The following is a 16,715-nucleotide window of genomic DNA, read 5'->3' as shown; positions in this document are numbered from 1 at the left end:
CGGCACCTCGCAAGCCGCCGCTTATTTGATGGGCATGGCATTTCAGAAGGCCGCTTGCCGTTTTCAGGGGCGAGCCGTACTTCCTGTGCCGCCGGTTATGCTTGGCGTCCGTGACATTTCCGAACCACTAGCCCCCAAGGGATATCGCCGAAGCGGACCCGATGGCCCTCGCACGCCTAGGCGAAGCCATGGTTTGCATGAAGGGCCCTTCCGGCGAGTACGTAGTGCGAGGCGGGAAGCATGACGGCTTTGTCACGGGCGCCGAATGTGCGAGGGCACGGATTCCAGATGCACCACTACCGCAACTGTGCGGGGGACCCGCTTAAGAATTAGCGGTGTGAGCCGCTTTCTTTGCTTATCTTTCTTTGCGGCGGCAAAGAAAGTAAGTGCCTGCCCCGCACAGGGGCGACGCTAATAAACCAATAAGAAAACAAGGAAAGGCCAACACCATAAAAACACAGACAAGAAAGCGCCGCCCGGGCAACTAGTTCAAGCAAAGGCCAACACCATAAAAACACAGACAAACAAGCGCCGAACCAGGCAAAAAACTACCCTTTCAAACCAGCAAACCTAACAAACCCCCATCTTTTCCTTGCAATTCTGTAAAATTCGCGCACGCACGCGATGGACGCCCCCGCGGCACCTCGATGCGCGCGTTGTGAAGGCGGCGCCACGACCGCCATCTCCGTTCAAAGACAAGGAAAGACAACAGCATGACCGACCTAACCGATCAAACCGTGGCCACGGCTCACGACGCCCATGACACCCGGCGCCGCATCTTCGCGATCGTTGGCGCTTCATCGGGCAATCTAGTCGAGTGGTTCGACTTCTACGTGTACTCGTTCTGCGCGCTGTACTTCGCGCCGGCCTTCTTCCCGAGTGGCAACACCACCACGCAGTTGCTCAACACCGCGGGCGTCTTCGCCGCGGGATTCCTCATGCGCCCCATCGGCGGCTGGTTCTTCGGCCGGCTCGCCGACAAGCGCGGCCGCAAGACCGCGATGATGGTGTCGGTGTTCATGATGTGCGGCGGCTCGCTCGTGATCGCGGTGCTCCCCACGTATGCGCAGATCGGCGCGTTGGCGCCGGCGCTGCTGCTGGTCGCGCGCCTGTTTCAGGGCTTGTCGGTGGGCGGTGAGTACGGCACCAGCGCCACCTATATGAGTGAGGTCGCGCTCAAAGGCCGTCGCGGTTTCTTCGCGTCGTTCCAGTACGTCACGCTGATCGGCGGCCAGCTGTGCGCGCTGCTGGTGCTGGTGATCCTGCAACAAACCCTCTCCACCGAAGAACTGAAAGCGTGGGGTTGGCGCGTGCCGTTCGTGATTGGTGCGTTGGCGGCACTGGTCGCGCTGTATTTGCGTAAATCGCTCGAAGAAACCACCACGGCTGAAATGCGCCAACGCAAGGAAGCCGGCACGCTGCGCGGTTTGTGGTTGCACAAGGGCGCATTTGTGACAGTGCTTGGTTTCACGGCCGGTGGTTCGCTGATTTTCTATACGTTCACCACGTACATGCAGAAGTACCTGGTCAACACAGCCGGTATGCACGCCAAGACGGCCAGCAACGTGATGACCGCGGCGCTGTTCATCTACATGGTGATGCAGCCAGCGTTCGGCGCTTTGTCGGACCGTATCGGCCGCCGTCGTTCGATGCTGTTCTTCGGCTTTTTCGCGACCATCGGCACCGTGCCGCTGCTGCACGCACTGAAAGACGTGACGAGCCCGTATGCGGCCTTCGGCCTCATCGTCGTGGCGCTGGCGATCGTCAGTTTCTATACGTCGATCAGCGGTCTGATCAAGGCGGAAATGTTCCCGCCGGAAGTGCGCGCGCTCGGTGTCGGTCTGTCGTATGCGGTGGCCAATGCGATCTTCGGCGGCTCAGCGGAATACGTCGCGCTGTGGCTGAAGTCGGTAGGTAACGAGTCGATGTTCTACTGGTATGTGACCGTGCTGTGCGCGATCGCCGGCATCGTGTCGCTGCGCATGCGCGATCCTTCGAAAGAAGGGTATCTGCGTAACGAGCCTTGAGCATGTGCCACGCTCGAACGGCGCGCTTAAGCGCTGCTTGAGAACGGCGGCACGGGGCAACCCGGCCGCCGTTTTTTTATCTCGTTGGCAAGCACCGCAAGCACCGCAAGCACCGCAAGCACCGCAAGCACCGCAAGCACCGCAAGCACCGCGAGCCAGGTGCGGAGCGCATGCTCAAGCCACCACAATCTCCGTCCCCAATGCATGCAGTAGATCGCGCAGCGTCTCAGCTTGCGCCATCTTCGCATCGCTGCGCAGATGAATCTGCAGCGCGCGCCCCGCGATTCCGTCGACGGGATGCGCGAGCCATAACTCCACCGCGAGCCCCAATCCTTCCGGCTGATTGACGGCGACCGGTTCGATCACGCGCGGCTTGAAACAGGCACTGTCGGACATGTGAATCACCTCGGGTGATGACGGTACGAGATTCATCGTAGTCAGCCTCAGGCCCAGGACCAACCGACAAATACACGTTTGCTAATGAGCGGATGCTTAGCAGAAAACACGCTTATTACAGGAGCATTTCTTGGTTCGATGCAGGCCGCGCCGCTGCTAATGTGGCGCCCATGCGTGGCCATCGGTTGCACCTTGCGGTTGTGACGGATATCGCCGACACGCAGCCGTTTCTGAAACATCGCACGCATATTGAACAAGCATCGCAGACAATCAAAGAGATCCATAAGAATGAAATCAACCATACTCGCTGCCTGGCTAATGACCATGACGGGACTGACGATGACGGTATCGGGCCTCGCTCACGCCGACCGTCTCGACGACATCAAAAAGGCCGGCGTACTGCGTGTCGCGACCTTCGACAGCAATCCGCCGTTCGGTTACGTCGACGCAACAAGCAACCATATCGTCGGCCTCGACGTCGACTATGCGAAGGCGCTCGCCGACAAGCTCGGCGTGAAGCTCGAACTGCAGCCGACCAATCCGGCCAACCGCATTCCGTTCCTCACGTCGAAGAAAGTGGACCTGGTGCTCGCCAATTTCACGATCACTGACGAGCGCGCCAAACAGGTCGATTTCAGCATTCCGTATTTCTCGTCGGGTCAGCAGTTTCTGGCAAAGAAGGGTGTGCTGAAGTCGGCGGATCAGATCAATAGCCTGCGGGTGGGCGCCGACAAGGGCACCACCAACGAGATCACGCTGCGCGAGAAATTCCCGCAAGCCACAATCGTTGCGTACGACGACACGCCGTTCGCGTTTGCGGCGTTGCGCGCGGGCAACGTGCAGGCGATTACGCAGGACGGTCCAAAGCTGGTCGGCCTGCTCGCCAACGTGCCGGACAAGCAGAACTACGAGATTCCGGCATTCACGATTTCGAACGACTATATGGGCGTCGGCATCCCCAAGGGGGAGACGCGCCTTGTCGGTTTCGTGAACGACACGCTGAAGGGGCTGGAAGCCGATGGCTCGGCCGCGAAGATCTACAACCGCTGGTTCGGTCCGCAAACGAAGACGCCGCTCGCGCGTATCTTCAGGATCGGCGATAAGACCTGATCGCGATGTCGCGGTAGCACCCTGGAATGAATGGGCACGTCGATAACGTGCCCGTCGGCGTTTTCGAAAGAAGTCGTTTAAAGAAGTCGTTTAAAGAAGCAGGTTTAAAGATGCAAGCGTGGCTCGCTCCGAAGTATCTGATGTGGTTGTGGCAAGGCTTCGGTGTAACCGTCGGACTCGCCGTGACCGCGGCGCTCGCGGCCACCTTGTTCGGCTTCGTGCTGGCGATCGCGCGTCATGCCCAATACGGCTGGCTGCGTCGCGCAACGGCCGCGTATGTGCTTGTGTTTCGCAACACGCCGCTGCTCGTCCAACTGTTCTTCTGGTATTTCGGCGCGGCCACGCTGATGCCGGACGCGGTGATGCAATGGCTGAACACGCCGCACGGCGTGCACGTCGGTGCGTACGGCTTGCGCTGGCCGTCGTTCGAATGTGTCGCCGGATGGGTCGGGCTCACGTGTTATACGGCGGCTTTCATCGCCGAAGAGTTCCAGGCAGGTTTGCGCGGCGTGCCGCCTGGTCAGCATGCTGCAGCCGCGGCGCTTGGCCTCACGCCATTGCAGGCGTTCCTGTATGTCGTTTTGCCGCAAGCGGTGCGCATTTCGCTGCCGCCGCTCTTCGGCCAATACATGAATCTCGTGAAAAATTCATCGCTGACGATGGCGATCGGTCTTGCCGAACTGTCGTACGCGTCGCGTCAGGTCGAAACCGAAACCTTTAAAACGTTCGAAGCGTTTGGCGTGGCAACCGTGCTGTATATCGTCGCAGTCGCGTTGATCGAAGCCGTCGCGTATGGGGTGGCGCATGCGCGCGACCGTTCATTCGTGAGGCGCTGAACATGACATGGACGTTGTTCGCCAATAACCTGCCGTATCTGCTGGTCGGCGCATTTCCGCAGGGACCACTCGGCGGCGCGGCGCTCACGCTGGTGCTTGCATTGTGCTCCGCGCTTGCGTCGGCGGTGCTCGGGGTCGCGGGTGGCATTGCGCTGACGATGGCGGGGCGCATTGTCCGGGTGCCCTTGCTACTCCTGATCGGCTTCTTCCGGGCGATTCCCGTGTTGATGCTGATTTTCTGGACGTATTTCCTGCTGCCGGTGGTCTTTCAGATCGATGTGCCCGGACTCGCGACCGTCGTCTGCGCGCTCTCGCTGATCGGCGGTGCGTATCTCGCGCATTCGGTGCACGCGGGCATTCGCGCGGTCGGCGACGGTCAGTGGCAAGCCGGGCTGTCGCTCGGCCTCACGCGGATGCAAACGCTGCGCTATGTGTTATTGCCGCAAGCGATGCGCATCATGGCGCCTTCGTTCGTGAATCAATGGGTGTCGCTCGTGAAGGACACCTCGCTCGCGTATATCGTCGGCGTCGGCGAGTTGTCGTTCGTCGCGACGCAGGTCAGCAACCGGCTGATGGTGTATCCCGCGCAGATCTTTTTGTTCGTCGGTTTTATCTATCTTGTGTTGTGCACGGCGCTTGACCGCGTCGCCACGTATGCGTTGACGCGGCGCAAGCGCATCGTGCGACCCCTCGGACAGGCCGCCACCCGGGCATTGTCCGGCGACTAACCGACTAACCGACTAACCGACTAACCGACTAACCGACTAACCGACTAACCGACTAACCGACTAACCGACTAACCGACTAACCGACTAAACCCCAGGCCGCGGCGAAGTTAGCCTGCTGATCGGGCGCATGAACCAGGTGGCGAAGGAATGAGCGGTTGCGTCCAGCTATGCCGCCGTCAGATCAGTTCAGATCGATCGCTCACGAGGTCCGTGACGAGTTCCGTCACAGCGGCGACGGGCTCCGCGACGACAGCTGGCGCGGCGGCGACCACAGCAGCCACCGCTGCGCGCTGCCGTACGCCCACGGCCACACGGGAGAGCATGAGCAGGTGGTAATAGAGCCGCATGCTAAAGCCATAGTTGTAGGCGAAGAGATGCGTGAGTGCGATCTTCAACCCGAGCACGGCCTGGTGATTCTTCGCATGAACCGACACGACGATCGGCGCGAGCCGGCGCAACGCCAGCTTGCGTGACGGTTCCAGTTGCGGCGGCAGGTTCAGCGCCTTAACGAACGCATACGCGCTGACGGTCGCGGCAAGCGCCGTGCCGCGCGTGCTATGCGAGATCGAGGTCGTTGTCTTCCGATACACCGATACGTACTCGTGCAGATAGAACACCTCGCGAGCCGCGAGACACAGATCGGTGCCGAACACGAAATCGCAGCACATGCCGTATTGATCTTTGTAGCCGATTCGCTTGACGAGGTCCGCGTTGGCCATCCAGCCGTTGTTCGGGAACATCTGGACCAGCCCGGTTCTGCCTGGCAAAGGCTGCAAACCTTCGGCGTCCTTCGTGCGGCGAAACGCCGTGTTCAGGCGCGTGCTCGCGTCGAAGTCGACCGCGCCGCTGTGATCGGCCTCGTACTGATCCGCGAACGCCACCTCCAGTTGCGGATGAAGCGCCCATAGGGAGACGAGCTTTTCGATGCCGTCGGTGGTGAGCAGGTCGTCGTCGTGGATCAGCAGGATCTTGTCGCCGCGTGCCCGCTCGAACAGGCTCGCGACATTGCGCGCCTGCCCGAGCGGCGGCTGGTTCATCACGTAGCGGACACGCGGCTCGTTCGCATAGCGCGTTGCCATTAACGCCTGTGTGCGGGCGTCCTTCGAATCGTCGCCGATCACGATTTCCAGATTGCCGTAGCTTTGCGCGAGGCAGGAGTCGATGCACTCGACGAGGAGATCAGGGCGATTGCACGTGGGCAGGCAAATGGAGACCCGCGGGGCAGGGGCAATCGGGGCGGTAGATGCAATGGACATGGGCTTCGCCTTTTTTATCTGTTGAGGGGCGGCAGCCGGTTCGCTTGGCGCACACGTCGCTGCAAGCAGGAAAATAGTCCATTACGCAAAAAAAATAATTCGTAATAAGTCGGAAAAAATGTCTTTTTTCTGAAAGGGCTCCGAAGGGGAAGAATTGTGCGACTTTGGTGCAGAAACGCAGCAAAGCCGCTTGTGGGCTTACGTTCAATATATTTCAACTCACTGACGGCTCACCCTCTCCGGGTTTTTTGCCTGGCCGGTCCGCTGGCGACTGTTTGCGCCCCTCATCGTGGCGCTCGGGCATCTTGCTCTTTTCGTTGTCGTTGTGAATGGCCGGTTGCGGATGTTCGATGTCGGCCGGTTTGGTGGCTTTGCTTCCTTTCGTTTCGTTCATGACGTGCTCCTGGTTCGAGAACATCCATGACGCAGCAAGGCGCGGACCCGACGGACTGTTCTCACGCCTCGCTCTGTGGCGGGCGGGCGCTAAATGCGCGCTGGATGCACCCTCACGGTGCCGAGTCGCTTCGCGCGAGTGCAAAATTCCGGCGGTTTGGCCGGGGCTGCGACACATCAAAGGCCTGAAGCGCCGTGTCACTGAGGGCTTCGCGGCAACTGGCACAACATTCGCTTAACAGGAAACCAGAGTAGAAGCGGCTAGCGAGCCGGCATGGATATGCCGGTCATCGTGGGGCATTGCTCTTGGGGCGCATCGTGCGCCCACGTCGAAGCGATTCGGCGTTTGAACGGAACCGTCCGGTTCCGCCAACAAGGAGCGTGCGATGCAGTTGCCCCAAATTTTCACCCGGCTGTTGTGCGTCCTTGCTATTGCGCGAGGCGATCTGCGTTCGTCCGCGCGTGGTGTCGCTCGCGCACGTCGTATGGGTCACGTCGAGCGCTTCTTATCGCTTTGCCTTCTCACTATCCCAACTATCCCCACGTTCACACGGAGTTCAGTCATGCGCGTTACGCGTTTTCTTTCCCGCATTGCCCGACTTGCCTTGGGTGCCCGCCCGCTTCGTTCTTCGTCCCGTTCCGCATCTCGCTCACTAGTCGCACGCGCGGCCGGCGCCGCGGCGCTGGCCGGTGCCACGCTTGCCGCGCCGTTAGCCCACGCCGACGATCACGTGACGCTGCTGACCAGTTGGTATGCGCAAGCCGAACACGGTGGGTTCTATCAGGCCGTCGCGACGGGCATCTATAAGAAGTACGGGCTGGATGTCACGATCAAAATGGGTGGTCCGCAAGTCAACGGCATGCAATTGCTCGCAGGAGGCCAGGCGGACTTCCTGCTGGGCTATGACTTCCAGGTCCTCTCCAGCGTCGAAGCCGGCATTCCCGTGACGACGGTCGCCGCCGCGTTCCAGTTCGACCCGCAAGGCATGATGACCCATGCCGACGTGACGAGTCTCGCGGGTCTGAAGCACAAGACGATTCTGGTCGCGGGTTCGGGCCGCACGACCTGGTGGCCGTGGCTCAAAGCGAAGTACGGCTATACCGAAGCGCAGGCGCGTCCGTACACCTTCAACCTGCAACCATTCTTCGCTGATCCGAATGTGGCGATGCAGGCGTATCCCTCGTCGGAAACGTTCCAGGCCGAGCAGGCGCATGCGAACGCGCACTTCTTCCTGTTCGCCGACGACGGCTATCCGCCGTACAACTCGACCATCGTGACGATGCGCGACACGATGAAGAACAAGCCGGACATGGTGGCGCGTTTCGTGAAGGCGTCGATGGAAGGCTGGAAGAGCTATCTGAACGATCCGGCGCCCGCTAACGCGCTGATCAAGAAAGACAACCCGCAGATGAGCGACGCGCAACTCGCGTACGGCGTCGCACAACTGAAGAAGCTCAAGCTCGTGACGGGCGGCGATGCAGCCACGCAAGGCATTGGCACGATGACTGACGCGCGCTGGAAGAAGACCTTCGAATACATGGTCGACGCGAAGCTGCTCAAGCCCTCGACCGACTATCACGCGGCCTACACGCTGCAATACATCCAGAACGCCAAGGTCATGCCATAAGGGTTCCTTAACGGTTACTCAAAGTATTCGCCGCTTATACGCCTGAACGCTCTAAGAAGGAGTTTCACCATGCTGGTCACCCGACAAAAAGTCTTGCGCCGCTTCTGGTACGCAATCATGCCGATGACGCAACTCGATGCCGGTCCGCAGCCGTTCACCTTGCTTGGTGAGCCGATCGTGCTATGGAAGGGCGCAGGCGGCAAGCCGCATGCGCTGCGCGATCGCTGCTGCCATCGCACGGCAAAACTGTCGAAGGGTTTCGTCGACAGCGACGGCAATATTGCCTGCGGTTATCACGGCTGGACCTACGACTGTACGGGTCAATGCGTGAAGATTCCGCAGAACAACGGCAGTGCGATTCCGTCGCGCGCGATCGTGCCGTCGTATCACTGCGAAGAACGCTACGGCTACGCGTGGGTTGCGCTTGAAGATCCGCTGCAACCGATTCCCGAGTTTCCGGAAGAAGGCGCACCCGGCTACCGTCGCATCTTGCAGTTCTACGAGCGCTGGGAAACAAGCCCGCTGCGCATGATGGAAAACTCGTTCGACAACTCGCACTTCAGCTTCGTGCACAAAGGCAACTTCGGTCTGTTCGACAATCCGAAGCCGTCGAAGTATGAGTTCCGGCCGAACGAATGGGGTTTCGAAGCGGAGACGCATGTCCCCGTGCGCAATCCGCCGGCGAGCTATCGCATCACGGGCACGACCGATGAAGTCACCGAGCGCCATCTGATCAACCGCTGGTATATGCCGTTCGCGCGCCGCTTCGGTTGCGTGTATCCGGCGAGCGGCATCCATCACATCATCTATAACTGCGCGACGCCGATCGACGACCGCACGCTGATGCTTTCGCAGTGGCTCTATCGCAACGACACCGAAGACGCGTGTTCGACGCAGGAACTGATCGACTGGGACCGTCCAATCACCGACGAAGACCGCGACATTCTCGAAGCCACCGACTACGACGCGTGCATCGACGTACGCCGTCAGCAGGAATGTCACATGGAATCGGACCAGCCCGGTTTGCTGATGCGGCGCATGTTGCTGAAGTTGTTGAACGATAACGGCGAGTCCGAAGTATTTCGCGAAGTGTTCCCCATCAACGTGGAGGAATGATCATGGCGTCGACTGAAACCTGTTCCCCGAAGCCGTCTGCACCGTTGCTGTCGGTGCAGCGCGTCGACAAGCGCTATCCGAACGGCACGGTGGCGCTCGAAGATGTTCGGCTGTCGATCGAACCCGGCGAATTCATCTCATTGCTCGGGCCGTCCGGTTGCGGCAAGAGCACCTTGCTGAAGATGTTCGCCGGCATTGAAACGCCGACGCACGGCCATATGCGCTGGTGGGGGCAACCGTTCGACACGGTCGGCTCGACAGGTCGGCGTATGTCGATGGTATTTCAGGAAGCGACCTTGATGCCATGGGCAACCGTTGCCGATAACGTGCGGCTGCCGCTCGATCTCGCGCACGTGCCGCGCCGTGAAGCCGATGCGCGTGTCGCCGAGGCACTCGACGGTGTGGGGCTCGCGAAGTTCGGCAAGGTGCTGCCGCGCGAGTTGTCGGGCGGCATGCAGATGCGCGCGTCGCTCGCGCGTGCGCTCGTCACCGAACCGGATCTGCTGTTGCTCGACGAACCTTTCGGCGCGCTCGACGAATTCACCCGCAACCGCCTCGACAGCGATTTGCGCGCACTGTGGCAGCGGCGCGGTATGACGGTGGTGTTCGTCACGCACAGTATTTACGAAGCCGTGTATCTGTCGAGCCGCGTGGTGGTGATGCAGGCGCGCCCGGGCCGCATCATCGCTGAAGTACCGATCGACGGTCCGCTCGATCGTGACGATGCATTCCGCGTCAGCGAGCCGTTCATGCAGCACTGCAAGACGCTCTCAGAGCTGATTACCGATGCGCATCGCGCGTCGTTCGCGAACGAAGAAACAGGAGTGCAATCATGACAGGCGAAGTGCTTGCGGGTCATTCGGCTAGTACAAACGCCAGGGGCGCCAGAGAGATCAGGGACGCGAGGGATGGCGGGGACAGCGGGGACATCAACCGCACCCCGGCGGCTGCGACGCCCACGCGTCGACCGTGGTTGCAACGTCCCGGTGTGGCAAAGGCAATCGCGCCGTGGGTCGTCGGCATGGTGGTGCTGGCGTTGTGGCAGGGCTGGTGTGTGCTGATGAAGGTGCCGGCGTACCTGGTGCCGTCGCCGTTGGCGATCGTAACCGAGTTGGTCCAGGACGCGCCTTTGCTGTTCGGCAGTTTGCTGGCGACGTTGAAAATCACGCTGCTGGCGTTTGCGCTTGCCACCGTGCTGGGTGTCGTCATCGCCTTGCTGTTCGTGCAGAGTCCGCTGATCGAAGCAAGCCTGTTTCCGTATGCGATTCTGTTGCAGGTGACGCCGGTCGTGGCGATCGCGCCGCTGATCATCATCTGGGTCAAGGACATGAATGTGGCGCTGGTGCTGTGCGCGACGTTGGTGGCTCTGTTCCCGATCATCTCGAACACGGCGCTCGGCTTGCGCAGTGTGAATCCGGGATTGATCAACCTCTTCAGGATCAATCGCGCGACCCGTTGGCAGACTTTGGTGCGCTTGCGCATTCCGAGTGCGTTGCCTTATTTCTTCGGCGGTCTGAGGATTTCGAGCGGGTTGTCGTTGATCGGTGCGGTGGTCGCCGAGTTTGTCGCGGGCACGGGCGGCAGTGGGGCGGGGCTTGCCTATCAGATTCTGCAAGCGGGTTTTCAGCTGAATATTCCGCGGCTTTTTGCTGCGCTGTTGCTGATCACCGTGACGGGCGTCGTGTTGTTCGCTATCACGGCATGGGTGTCGCGCATCGGTTTGCGCGGCTGGCACGATAGCCAACTTTGATTGTTTGAGCGCAGGTTTATGACGACATACGACATCCAGGCTTCCACGTTGATTCGCAACGCGGCCGCGATCATGACCGGCGGTCGTGGTACGGCAGATGATCCATCGCGCGCGCAGGGTCCCGACATTCGCATCGTCGGCGATACGATCGACGCAATTGGTGCGCTCACGCCGCGGCCTGGCGAGACGTTAGTGGATGCCACCGATTGCGTGATTTATCCGGCGTGGGTCAACACGCATCACCATCTGTTCCAGTCGTTGCTCAAGGGCGACACGGCCGGACTCGATGCGACGCTCACGCCGTGGCTTGCCGCGACCCCGTATCGCTTTCGTGCGCTATTTGACGAGCAGCGCTTCCGGCTCGCGGCGCGCATCGGTCTGATCGAACTTGCGCGCTCGGGCTGCGCGACGGTGGCCGATCACAACTACCTGTACTACCCGGGCATGCCCTTCGACAGTTCGGCAATTCTGTTCGAAGAAGCAGAGAAGCTCGGTTTGCGTTTCGTGCTGCTGCGCGGCGGCGCGACGCAAACGCGGCAACTTGAGGCCGAATTGCCGACGGCATTACGACCCGAGACGCTGGACGCGTACGTCGCCGATATTGAACGGCTCGCGGCCCGATACCACGATGCTTCACCGCGAGCGATGCAGCGGGTCGTGATGGCGCCGACCACGGTGTTGTATTCGATTTCTCCTGCGCAGATGCGTGAGACGGCGGCGGTTGCACGCCGGTTGGGTTTGCGTTTGCACAGCCACTTATCGGAGACGGTCGGCTATCAGGACAGTGCGCATTCGGTGTACCGGCAATCACCGGTTGCGTTCTGCGGCGAGCACGATTGGCTCGGCAGCGACGTGTGGTACGCGCATCTCGTCAAAGTCGACGCTGACGAAATCGCGCTGCTCGCGCAGACGGGCACGGGAGTCGCCCATTGCCCGCAGAGTAATGGGCGGCTGGGCAGCGGCATTTGCCCCGTGCGGGAGATGGCGGACGCGGGCGTGCCGGTGTCGATCGGCGTCGACGGTGCGGCGTCGAACGAAGCGGCCGATATGATTTCCGAAGTGCACATGACGTGGCTTGCGCAACGCGCGCGGCGCGGCATGCTGGCGCAGCCGAAGTATCGCGGCGGTAGCTTCGAAGGCGGCGCGGGTGCGGCGAGTGTGGCCGATGTGATTCATTGGGGGACGGCGGGTGGGGCCCGGATTATGGGCCTGGATGAGGTTGGGAAGGTGGCTGCGGGGTATGCCGCGGATCTTGCGGTTTATCGGCTCGATGATCCGAGGTATTTTGGGTTGCATGATCCGGCGATCGGGCCGGTGGCCTCTGGCGGGAGGCCTTCGCTGGCGGCGCTTTTTTCTGCTGGGAAGCGGGTTGTGGTTGATGATCAGATTGAAGGTGTCGATATTAAGGAGCTTGCCAGGGAGGCCCGGGGGGCGGTTCGGGCGTTGCTGGATGAAGTTAAGTGACGGTTTTTTTTGCCTGGGCGGTGCTTTCTTGTCTGTGTTTTTATGGTGTTGGCCTTTGCTTGTTTTCTTAATGGTCTATTAGCGTTCGCCCCTGTGCGGGGCAGGCACTTACTTTCTTTGCCGCCGCAAAGAAAGATAAGCAAAGAAAGCGGCTCACCCCGCTAATTCTTAAGCGGGTCCCCTGGCTTGGAGGGGATAGTGGTGCATCTGGAATCTGTGCCCTCGCACATTCAACGCTTGTGACAAAGCAATCATGCTTCCCGCCTCGCACTGCGTGCTCGCCGGAAGGGTTCTTCAGGAAGCACGGGCTTCGTTTGGGCGGGGTGGGGGCCGTCGGCTTCGCCTTGGCGAAATGCCGAATGAAACGTGAGTGCAAAACGCAGCAATCGTTTCTGATAATTGCGCTTCGGCGCGCGCAGCGCCGCCGGAAGTATGACGCCTTTGTCATCAGGGCTGAATGTGCGAGGGCACAGATTCCAGATGCACCACTAGCGTGACTGTGCGGGGGACCCGCTTAAGGATTAGCGGTGTGAGCCGTTTTCTTTGCTTATCTTTCTTTGCGGCGGCAAAGAAAGTAAGTGCCGCCCCGCGCAGGGGCAAACGCTAATAATCCAATAAGTAATCAAGGAAAGGCCAACGCCGCAGGCGAACAGACAATCAAGCGCCGCACAGGCAAACAAAACAAGGCCAACGCCGCAGGCACAAAGACCACCAAAGCGCCGCGAAGGCAAAAAACCCAAAGGCAAAAAACCCAAAGGCAAAAAACCCAAAAGCCCCCCGCAGGGGCAAACCCTGACACTTACAAACAACCCCTTGACCGCGCCCCTTAATCGGCGCACCGTGAAGAAGGCAAAACCACGGGAGCGTGACATGTCTCTCAACTTCCCGAACCCAAGCCGCAGCTATGACGCCTTCCGTCACTGCGTCAATTTCTGGGGCTATGACAACGCGCGCGAAATCGCCTTCACTGTCAACGATTCGGTCATTTCGAATCTGAGCCCGAGCGCAGGCTCCGACGAACCGGCACTGCTGGCGGCTTTCGACCGTCATCGCGAGCAAATCCTTTCGCTCGCTCGCGGTCTGTATGTCGGCGGTCCGCAAAACCGCTATACGATTTCTTGACGCAGCGCGGCGCGGCACGTCCAACCGGATCTGCCGTGCGCCGCCTTGCTCCACAGCCGAAGCAGCGCGGCGCCCACCGGCGCCTCGCCTTGTTTTGTCGCGGGAGTTCCAGCATGGATGATGACCAGGTCAACCTAGAAGAAATCGCCGAAAGCAAACGGCGACGTGAGGCCGCACGTGTCGCCGAAAGCGAAAAAGCGGCCACAACCGCGGCAAACGATCCGCAGCAGAACGAGGGCAATGAGCCCGCCCCGAAGCAATGGGTCAAGCATGTGACGAAGTGGCTGGGCGCAAAGCGCACGCTGATGGAAGCGCGTCGTCCATTGATACTCAAGAAGAAACCCGCCGCTCTTTAGACCGGCGGAGCAAAAATAACCGGCGTAAAGCCGGTTTTTCTATTTGTGCCGTCTCCATTAAAGTTTGCAGGAGCAGCACAGTGGGCGCTTTACCCGATTCCGTGTTTCCCACGCACGAGTCATAATCACCATTGCAGCGGAACGAATGCTTGCGCCGTTTCCGCAGACCATGCGCAGCCGCGCCTCGGGCGCGTCCGGAACCCAGCAAGGAGCCACCGATGCCCCAAGGTGACCCAAGAGAGAATCAGCTGTTGGCGGTGTTGCCCAAGATTGAGTGGGCACGCATCGAGCCGTATCTGGTCGAAGTCGATTTGCCTTTGGGTCAAGTCATCTACGAATCCGGCGGCCAACTCGAACACGTCTATTTCCCCACCACGTCGATTATTTCGTTGCTCTATGTGATGGAAGACGGCGCCTCGGCGGAAATCGCTATCGTGGGGCATGAGGGTATCGTCGGCGTGTCGCTGTTCATGGGCGGTGAGACGACGCCGAGCCGCGCGATCGTACAAAGCGCGGGCTGCGCGTGGCGCTTGAATGCCCACATGCTGAAAGACGAATTCAAGCGCGCGGGTCCGACGCAGCGCCTTTTATTGCGCTACACGCAGGCACTTATTACCCAGATGGCGCAGACCGCGGTATGCAACCGCCATCATTCGATCGACCAACAATTGTGCCGCTGGCTATTGCTCAGCATCGACCGCCTGCCGTCGAACGAATTACGCATGACGCAGGAGCTCATTGCCAATATGCTTGGCGTGCGCCGATCCGGCGTGACGGCCGCGGCGCTGAAACTGCAAAACGCTGGATTGATCCGCTATAGCCACGGCCATATCACCGTGCTGGACCGGCCCGGTCTGGAAGCCCATGTGTGCGAATGTTACGCGGTGGTCAAGCGCGAATTCGACCGGCTATTACCGGCGTTGCAGGCTATCTAGCGAACGCGCCCTGGCGAAGCGGGGCAACCCACCGCACCGCTGAACCGGCCCGCCTCGTGCACGCTACCGTGCCGTTGATGTTGACGTGGTCGCCGCATCCACTGATGCCTTGCGTTCGATCTTTTCGAAAACGTCCATCAACCTTCCGATACGTTGGGCGCTGTCAGGCGGCAGTCGTCCTTCAAGTGGCGACAGGGCGAGAATCCGGCGTCGCCAATAGGGCAAGCCTAGCGGCGGGGCAGTCATGAGAAATGGAATTATCTGCTCGAGATGAGCCAACTCGCTCTCAAATGGGTAGTTCGACATAGGTCTTCCGTGCGAGCTGTGAGTGCCTTCACTCAGCATGCGCGCAGCCGCGGGACGCTGTCTGCACGCTACCGTACAGGATGCGAATTCGCGTGCTCTGCGCCGGTAGGCGCGTGGTTGACGATTGATGTTCGGCAACGCATCGCGCTCGCCCCATCGCGACTCAAGCAACCGTTTCGCGTATCGGGCTTCCAGTCAGCGAAACGATAAAGTCGAAGAATGCCCGCACCTTGGCCGGCGGATGATGTCGCGAAGGATAGAGCGCGTACAGCGGATAGACCTCGTCGCCCCAGTCCGGGAACAGTTCGACCAGTTTGCCATTGGCGAGCAGGGACTCGGCACCGAGCGCGAGAATCTGCGCGACACCTTGGCCCGCGGCGCACACGCTATGCAAGGTGCCGACGTCGTTCACGGTCAAGCGGCCTTGCGGCGTAATCACGATCTTCTTGCGTCCGTGGTGAAACTCCCAGCTGAACGGGTAACCCGTCAGCGGATCACGGAACTTGATGCACACGTGCTTGCCGCTTTCGAGTTCGGCCGGGCTCGCTGGATGTCCGTGCTTCTTCAGATACGACGGCGCAGCCACGGTCAGAATCCGTGTGTCGAGCAGCTTGCGTGCAATCAGCGTCGAAACCGGCGGATCGCCGAAGCGGATCGCAAGGTCGAAGCCGTCGGCGACCATGTCGCCTAACTGGTCACGCGTGACCAACTCGAGTTGCAGATCGGTATGCTTATCGATGAAGCCACCCAGCCTCGGCCCCAATACGAGGCGCGAAAAGAACGGGTCCATGTTCACGCGCAGCCGTCCGCGAACCGCGGTGGCGCCCAGCGCCGCCGAAGCCGCTGCTTCCTCGAGTCCACCGAGTAGCGGAACGATCTGTTCGTAAAAGCGCCGGCCTTCGTCAGTCAGTGTGACCGAGCGGGTCGTGCGGTCGAATAGCCGGATACCGAGACGTGCTTCGAGCCGCGCAACCGAACGGCTGACCCCGGATTGCGACATGTCGAGTGCTTCGCCGGCTGCCGCAAAACTGCCGCAGTCGACGATCGCCGTCAGCACGCCCATGCCGTTCAGCATGCGCTCGTCAAATGGCATGTGATATTCCCTTGTTATGCATTAATGCGTGACATGCTAACGCGAAACGCCGTTTGAATTCAGGCGACGACGTCGGGAAAGGCCATCTGTCCGAGCGGATCGATGACGCTGCATCATGAGTGGAGTGACAGTCGCGCTATCGCGTCAGGCGTCCGGATGGGCGCCAATCCGGATGAGTTTGCCTGACGCGCGCATGGGC

Annotated in this window: 18 protein-coding genes; 12 read left to right on the top strand and 6 right to left on the bottom strand. The window is 60.4% G+C overall.

The window, feature by feature from the left end:
* The first annotated feature begins 713 nt into the window (after positions 1–713).
* Positions 714–2,027 (top strand): MFS family transporter, encoded by a 1,314-nt coding sequence (locus PQQ52_RS28680; protein ID WP_408219007.1) that lies wholly within the window; start codon positions 714–716, stop codon positions 2,025–2,027.
* Positions 2,028–2,201: 174 nt separating this feature from the next.
* Here the strand turns inward: PQQ52_RS28680 and PQQ52_RS28675 are convergent, their stop codons facing one another.
* Together PQQ52_RS28675 and PQQ52_RS28670 are read right to left on the bottom strand one after the other, a co-directional pair.
* On the bottom strand, positions 2,202–2,423 hold the full coding sequence (locus tag PQQ52_RS28675) for a hypothetical protein (protein WP_408219004.1): 222 nt from the start codon (positions 2,421–2,423) through the stop codon (positions 2,202–2,204).
* Between the two features lie 47 nt (positions 2,424–2,470).
* Positions 2,471–2,725 (bottom strand): hypothetical protein, encoded by a 255-nt coding sequence (locus tag PQQ52_RS28670; protein WP_408219001.1) that lies wholly within the window; start codon positions 2,723–2,725, stop codon positions 2,471–2,473.
* On the opposite strand from PQQ52_RS28670, the gene PQQ52_RS28665 reads away from it, so the two are divergent.
* From PQQ52_RS28665 to PQQ52_RS28655, 3 genes are all read left to right on the top strand, one after another.
* Positions 2,712–3,533: an ABC transporter substrate-binding protein gene (locus PQQ52_RS28665; RefSeq protein WP_408218998.1), complete on the top strand. Its 822-nt coding sequence runs from the start codon at positions 2,712–2,714 to the stop codon at positions 3,531–3,533. The two genes, PQQ52_RS28670 and PQQ52_RS28665, sit on opposite strands and share 14 nt — an antisense overlap.
* 110 nt (positions 3,534–3,643) lie before the next feature.
* Positions 3,644–4,369 (top strand): amino acid ABC transporter permease, encoded by a 726-nt coding sequence (locus tag PQQ52_RS28660; protein WP_408218995.1) that lies wholly within the window; start codon positions 3,644–3,646, stop codon positions 4,367–4,369.
* A 2-nt stretch (positions 4,370–4,371) separates the two neighbouring features.
* Positions 4,372–5,097 (top strand): amino acid ABC transporter permease, encoded by a 726-nt coding sequence (locus PQQ52_RS28655; protein WP_408218992.1) that lies wholly within the window; start codon positions 4,372–4,374, stop codon positions 5,095–5,097.
* Between the two features lie 176 nt (positions 5,098–5,273).
* Here PQQ52_RS28655 and PQQ52_RS28650 read toward each other — a convergent pair whose 3' ends face one another.
* Together PQQ52_RS28650 and PQQ52_RS28645 are read right to left on the bottom strand one after the other, a co-directional pair.
* A complete protein-coding gene (locus PQQ52_RS28650; protein ID WP_408218990.1) occupies positions 5,274–6,353 on the bottom strand; it encodes a glycosyltransferase family 2 protein in 1,080 nt (359 codons plus the stop codon).
* A gap of 214 nt (positions 6,354–6,567) precedes the next feature.
* A complete protein-coding gene (locus tag PQQ52_RS28645) occupies positions 6,568–6,747 on the bottom strand; it encodes a hypothetical protein (RefSeq protein ID WP_408218988.1) in 180 nt (59 codons plus the stop codon).
* A 562-nt stretch (positions 6,748–7,309) separates the two neighbouring features.
* Here PQQ52_RS28645 and PQQ52_RS28640 point away from each other — a divergent pair.
* The 5 genes from PQQ52_RS28640 (at position 7,310) to PQQ52_RS28620 (ending at position 12,704) form a co-directional block, all read left to right on the top strand.
* Entirely contained in the window at positions 7,310–8,374 is a 1,065-nt protein-coding gene (locus PQQ52_RS28640; RefSeq protein ID WP_408218986.1) for an ABC transporter substrate-binding protein, read from the top strand.
* Between the two features lie 69 nt (positions 8,375–8,443).
* The gene (locus PQQ52_RS28635; protein ID WP_408218984.1) at positions 8,444–9,490 is read left to right on the top strand and encodes an aromatic ring-hydroxylating dioxygenase subunit alpha; all 1,047 of its coding nucleotides are present in this window, start codon (positions 8,444–8,446) and stop codon (positions 9,488–9,490) included.
* 2 nt (positions 9,491–9,492) lie between these two features.
* On the top strand, positions 9,493–10,326 hold the full coding sequence (locus PQQ52_RS28630) for an ABC transporter ATP-binding protein (protein WP_408218981.1): 834 nt from the start codon (positions 9,493–9,495) through the stop codon (positions 10,324–10,326).
* A 185-nt stretch (positions 10,327–10,511) separates the two neighbouring features.
* Positions 10,512–11,240: an ABC transporter permease gene (locus PQQ52_RS28625; protein ID WP_408219129.1), complete on the top strand. Its 729-nt coding sequence runs from the start codon at positions 10,512–10,514 to the stop codon at positions 11,238–11,240.
* Positions 11,241–11,258: 18 nt separating this feature from the next.
* On the top strand, positions 11,259–12,704 hold the full coding sequence (locus PQQ52_RS28620) for an isoxanthopterin deaminase (RefSeq protein ID WP_408218978.1): 1,446 nt from the start codon (positions 11,259–11,261) through the stop codon (positions 12,702–12,704).
* A gap of 521 nt (positions 12,705–13,225) precedes the next feature.
* Here the strand turns inward: PQQ52_RS28620 and PQQ52_RS28615 are convergent.
* Entirely contained in the window at positions 13,226–13,576 is a 351-nt protein-coding gene (locus PQQ52_RS28615; RefSeq protein WP_408218976.1) for a hypothetical protein, read from the bottom strand.
* On the opposite strand from PQQ52_RS28615, the gene PQQ52_RS28610 reads away from it, so the two are divergent.
* From PQQ52_RS28610 to PQQ52_RS28600, 3 genes are all read left to right on the top strand, one after another.
* A complete protein-coding gene (locus PQQ52_RS28610) occupies positions 13,575–13,826 on the top strand; it encodes a DUF1488 family protein (protein WP_408218973.1) in 252 nt (83 codons plus the stop codon). The two genes, PQQ52_RS28615 and PQQ52_RS28610, sit on opposite strands and share 2 nt — an antisense overlap.
* A gap of 113 nt (positions 13,827–13,939) precedes the next feature.
* A complete protein-coding gene (locus PQQ52_RS28605) occupies positions 13,940–14,182 on the top strand; it encodes a hypothetical protein (RefSeq protein ID WP_408218970.1) in 243 nt (80 codons plus the stop codon).
* A 218-nt stretch (positions 14,183–14,400) separates the two neighbouring features.
* A complete protein-coding gene (locus PQQ52_RS28600; protein ID WP_408218967.1) occupies positions 14,401–15,117 on the top strand; it encodes a Crp/Fnr family transcriptional regulator in 717 nt (238 codons plus the stop codon).
* Between the two features lie 469 nt (positions 15,118–15,586).
* Here PQQ52_RS28600 and PQQ52_RS28595 read toward each other — a convergent pair whose 3' ends face one another.
* Entirely contained in the window at positions 15,587–16,516 is a 930-nt protein-coding gene (locus PQQ52_RS28595) for a LysR family transcriptional regulator (RefSeq protein ID WP_408218964.1), read from the bottom strand.
* Positions 16,517–16,715: the final 199 nt, after the last annotated feature.

The sequence above is a fragment of the Paraburkholderia sediminicola genome (genome assembly GCF_046030555.1).
In the GTDB taxonomy this organism is placed as follows: domain Bacteria; phylum Pseudomonadota; class Gammaproteobacteria; order Burkholderiales; family Burkholderiaceae; genus Paraburkholderia; species Paraburkholderia sediminicola_E.
This window is presented reverse-complemented; position numbering and strand designations above follow the sequence as displayed.

What these genes read in the sequence shown, in the direction of transcription:
- PQQ52_RS28680 (WP_408219007.1), top strand. Translation starts at nt 714, where the DNA reads ATGACCGACCTAACCGATCAAACCGTGGCCACGGCTCACGACGCCCAT.
- PQQ52_RS28675 (WP_408219004.1), bottom strand. Translation starts at nt 2,423, where the DNA reads ATGTCCGACAGTGCCTGTTTCAAGCCGCGCGTGATCGAACCGGTCGCC.
- PQQ52_RS28665 (WP_408218998.1), top strand. Translation starts at nt 2,712, where the DNA reads ATGAAATCAACCATACTCGCTGCCTGGCTAATGACCATGACGGGACTG.
- PQQ52_RS28670 (WP_408219001.1), bottom strand. Translation starts at nt 2,725, where the DNA reads ATGGTTGATTTCATTCTTATGGATCTCTTTGATTGTCTGCGATGCTTG.
- PQQ52_RS28660 (WP_408218995.1), top strand. Translation starts at nt 3,644, where the DNA reads ATGCAAGCGTGGCTCGCTCCGAAGTATCTGATGTGGTTGTGGCAAGGC.
- PQQ52_RS28655 (WP_408218992.1), top strand. Translation starts at nt 4,372, where the DNA reads ATGACATGGACGTTGTTCGCCAATAACCTGCCGTATCTGCTGGTCGGC.
- PQQ52_RS28650 (WP_408218990.1), bottom strand. Translation starts at nt 6,353, where the DNA reads ATGTCCATTGCATCTACCGCCCCGATTGCCCCTGCCCCGCGGGTCTCC.
- PQQ52_RS28645 (WP_408218988.1), bottom strand. Translation starts at nt 6,747, where the DNA reads ATGAACGAAACGAAAGGAAGCAAAGCCACCAAACCGGCCGACATCGAA.
- PQQ52_RS28640 (WP_408218986.1), top strand. Translation starts at nt 7,310, where the DNA reads ATGCGCGTTACGCGTTTTCTTTCCCGCATTGCCCGACTTGCCTTGGGT.
- PQQ52_RS28635 (WP_408218984.1), top strand. Translation starts at nt 8,444, where the DNA reads ATGCTGGTCACCCGACAAAAAGTCTTGCGCCGCTTCTGGTACGCAATC.
- PQQ52_RS28630 (WP_408218981.1), top strand. Translation starts at nt 9,493, where the DNA reads ATGGCGTCGACTGAAACCTGTTCCCCGAAGCCGTCTGCACCGTTGCTG.
- PQQ52_RS28625 (WP_408219129.1), top strand. Translation starts at nt 10,512, where the DNA reads ATGGTGGTGCTGGCGTTGTGGCAGGGCTGGTGTGTGCTGATGAAGGTG.
- PQQ52_RS28620 (WP_408218978.1), top strand. Translation starts at nt 11,259, where the DNA reads ATGACGACATACGACATCCAGGCTTCCACGTTGATTCGCAACGCGGCC.
- PQQ52_RS28610 (WP_408218973.1), top strand. Translation starts at nt 13,575, where the DNA reads ATGTCTCTCAACTTCCCGAACCCAAGCCGCAGCTATGACGCCTTCCGT.
- PQQ52_RS28615 (WP_408218976.1), bottom strand. Translation starts at nt 13,576, where the DNA reads ATGTCACGCTCCCGTGGTTTTGCCTTCTTCACGGTGCGCCGATTAAGG.
- PQQ52_RS28605 (WP_408218970.1), top strand. Translation starts at nt 13,940, where the DNA reads ATGGATGATGACCAGGTCAACCTAGAAGAAATCGCCGAAAGCAAACGG.
- PQQ52_RS28600 (WP_408218967.1), top strand. Translation starts at nt 14,401, where the DNA reads ATGCCCCAAGGTGACCCAAGAGAGAATCAGCTGTTGGCGGTGTTGCCC.
- PQQ52_RS28595 (WP_408218964.1), bottom strand. Translation starts at nt 16,516, where the DNA reads ATGCCATTTGACGAGCGCATGCTGAACGGCATGGGCGTGCTGACGGCG.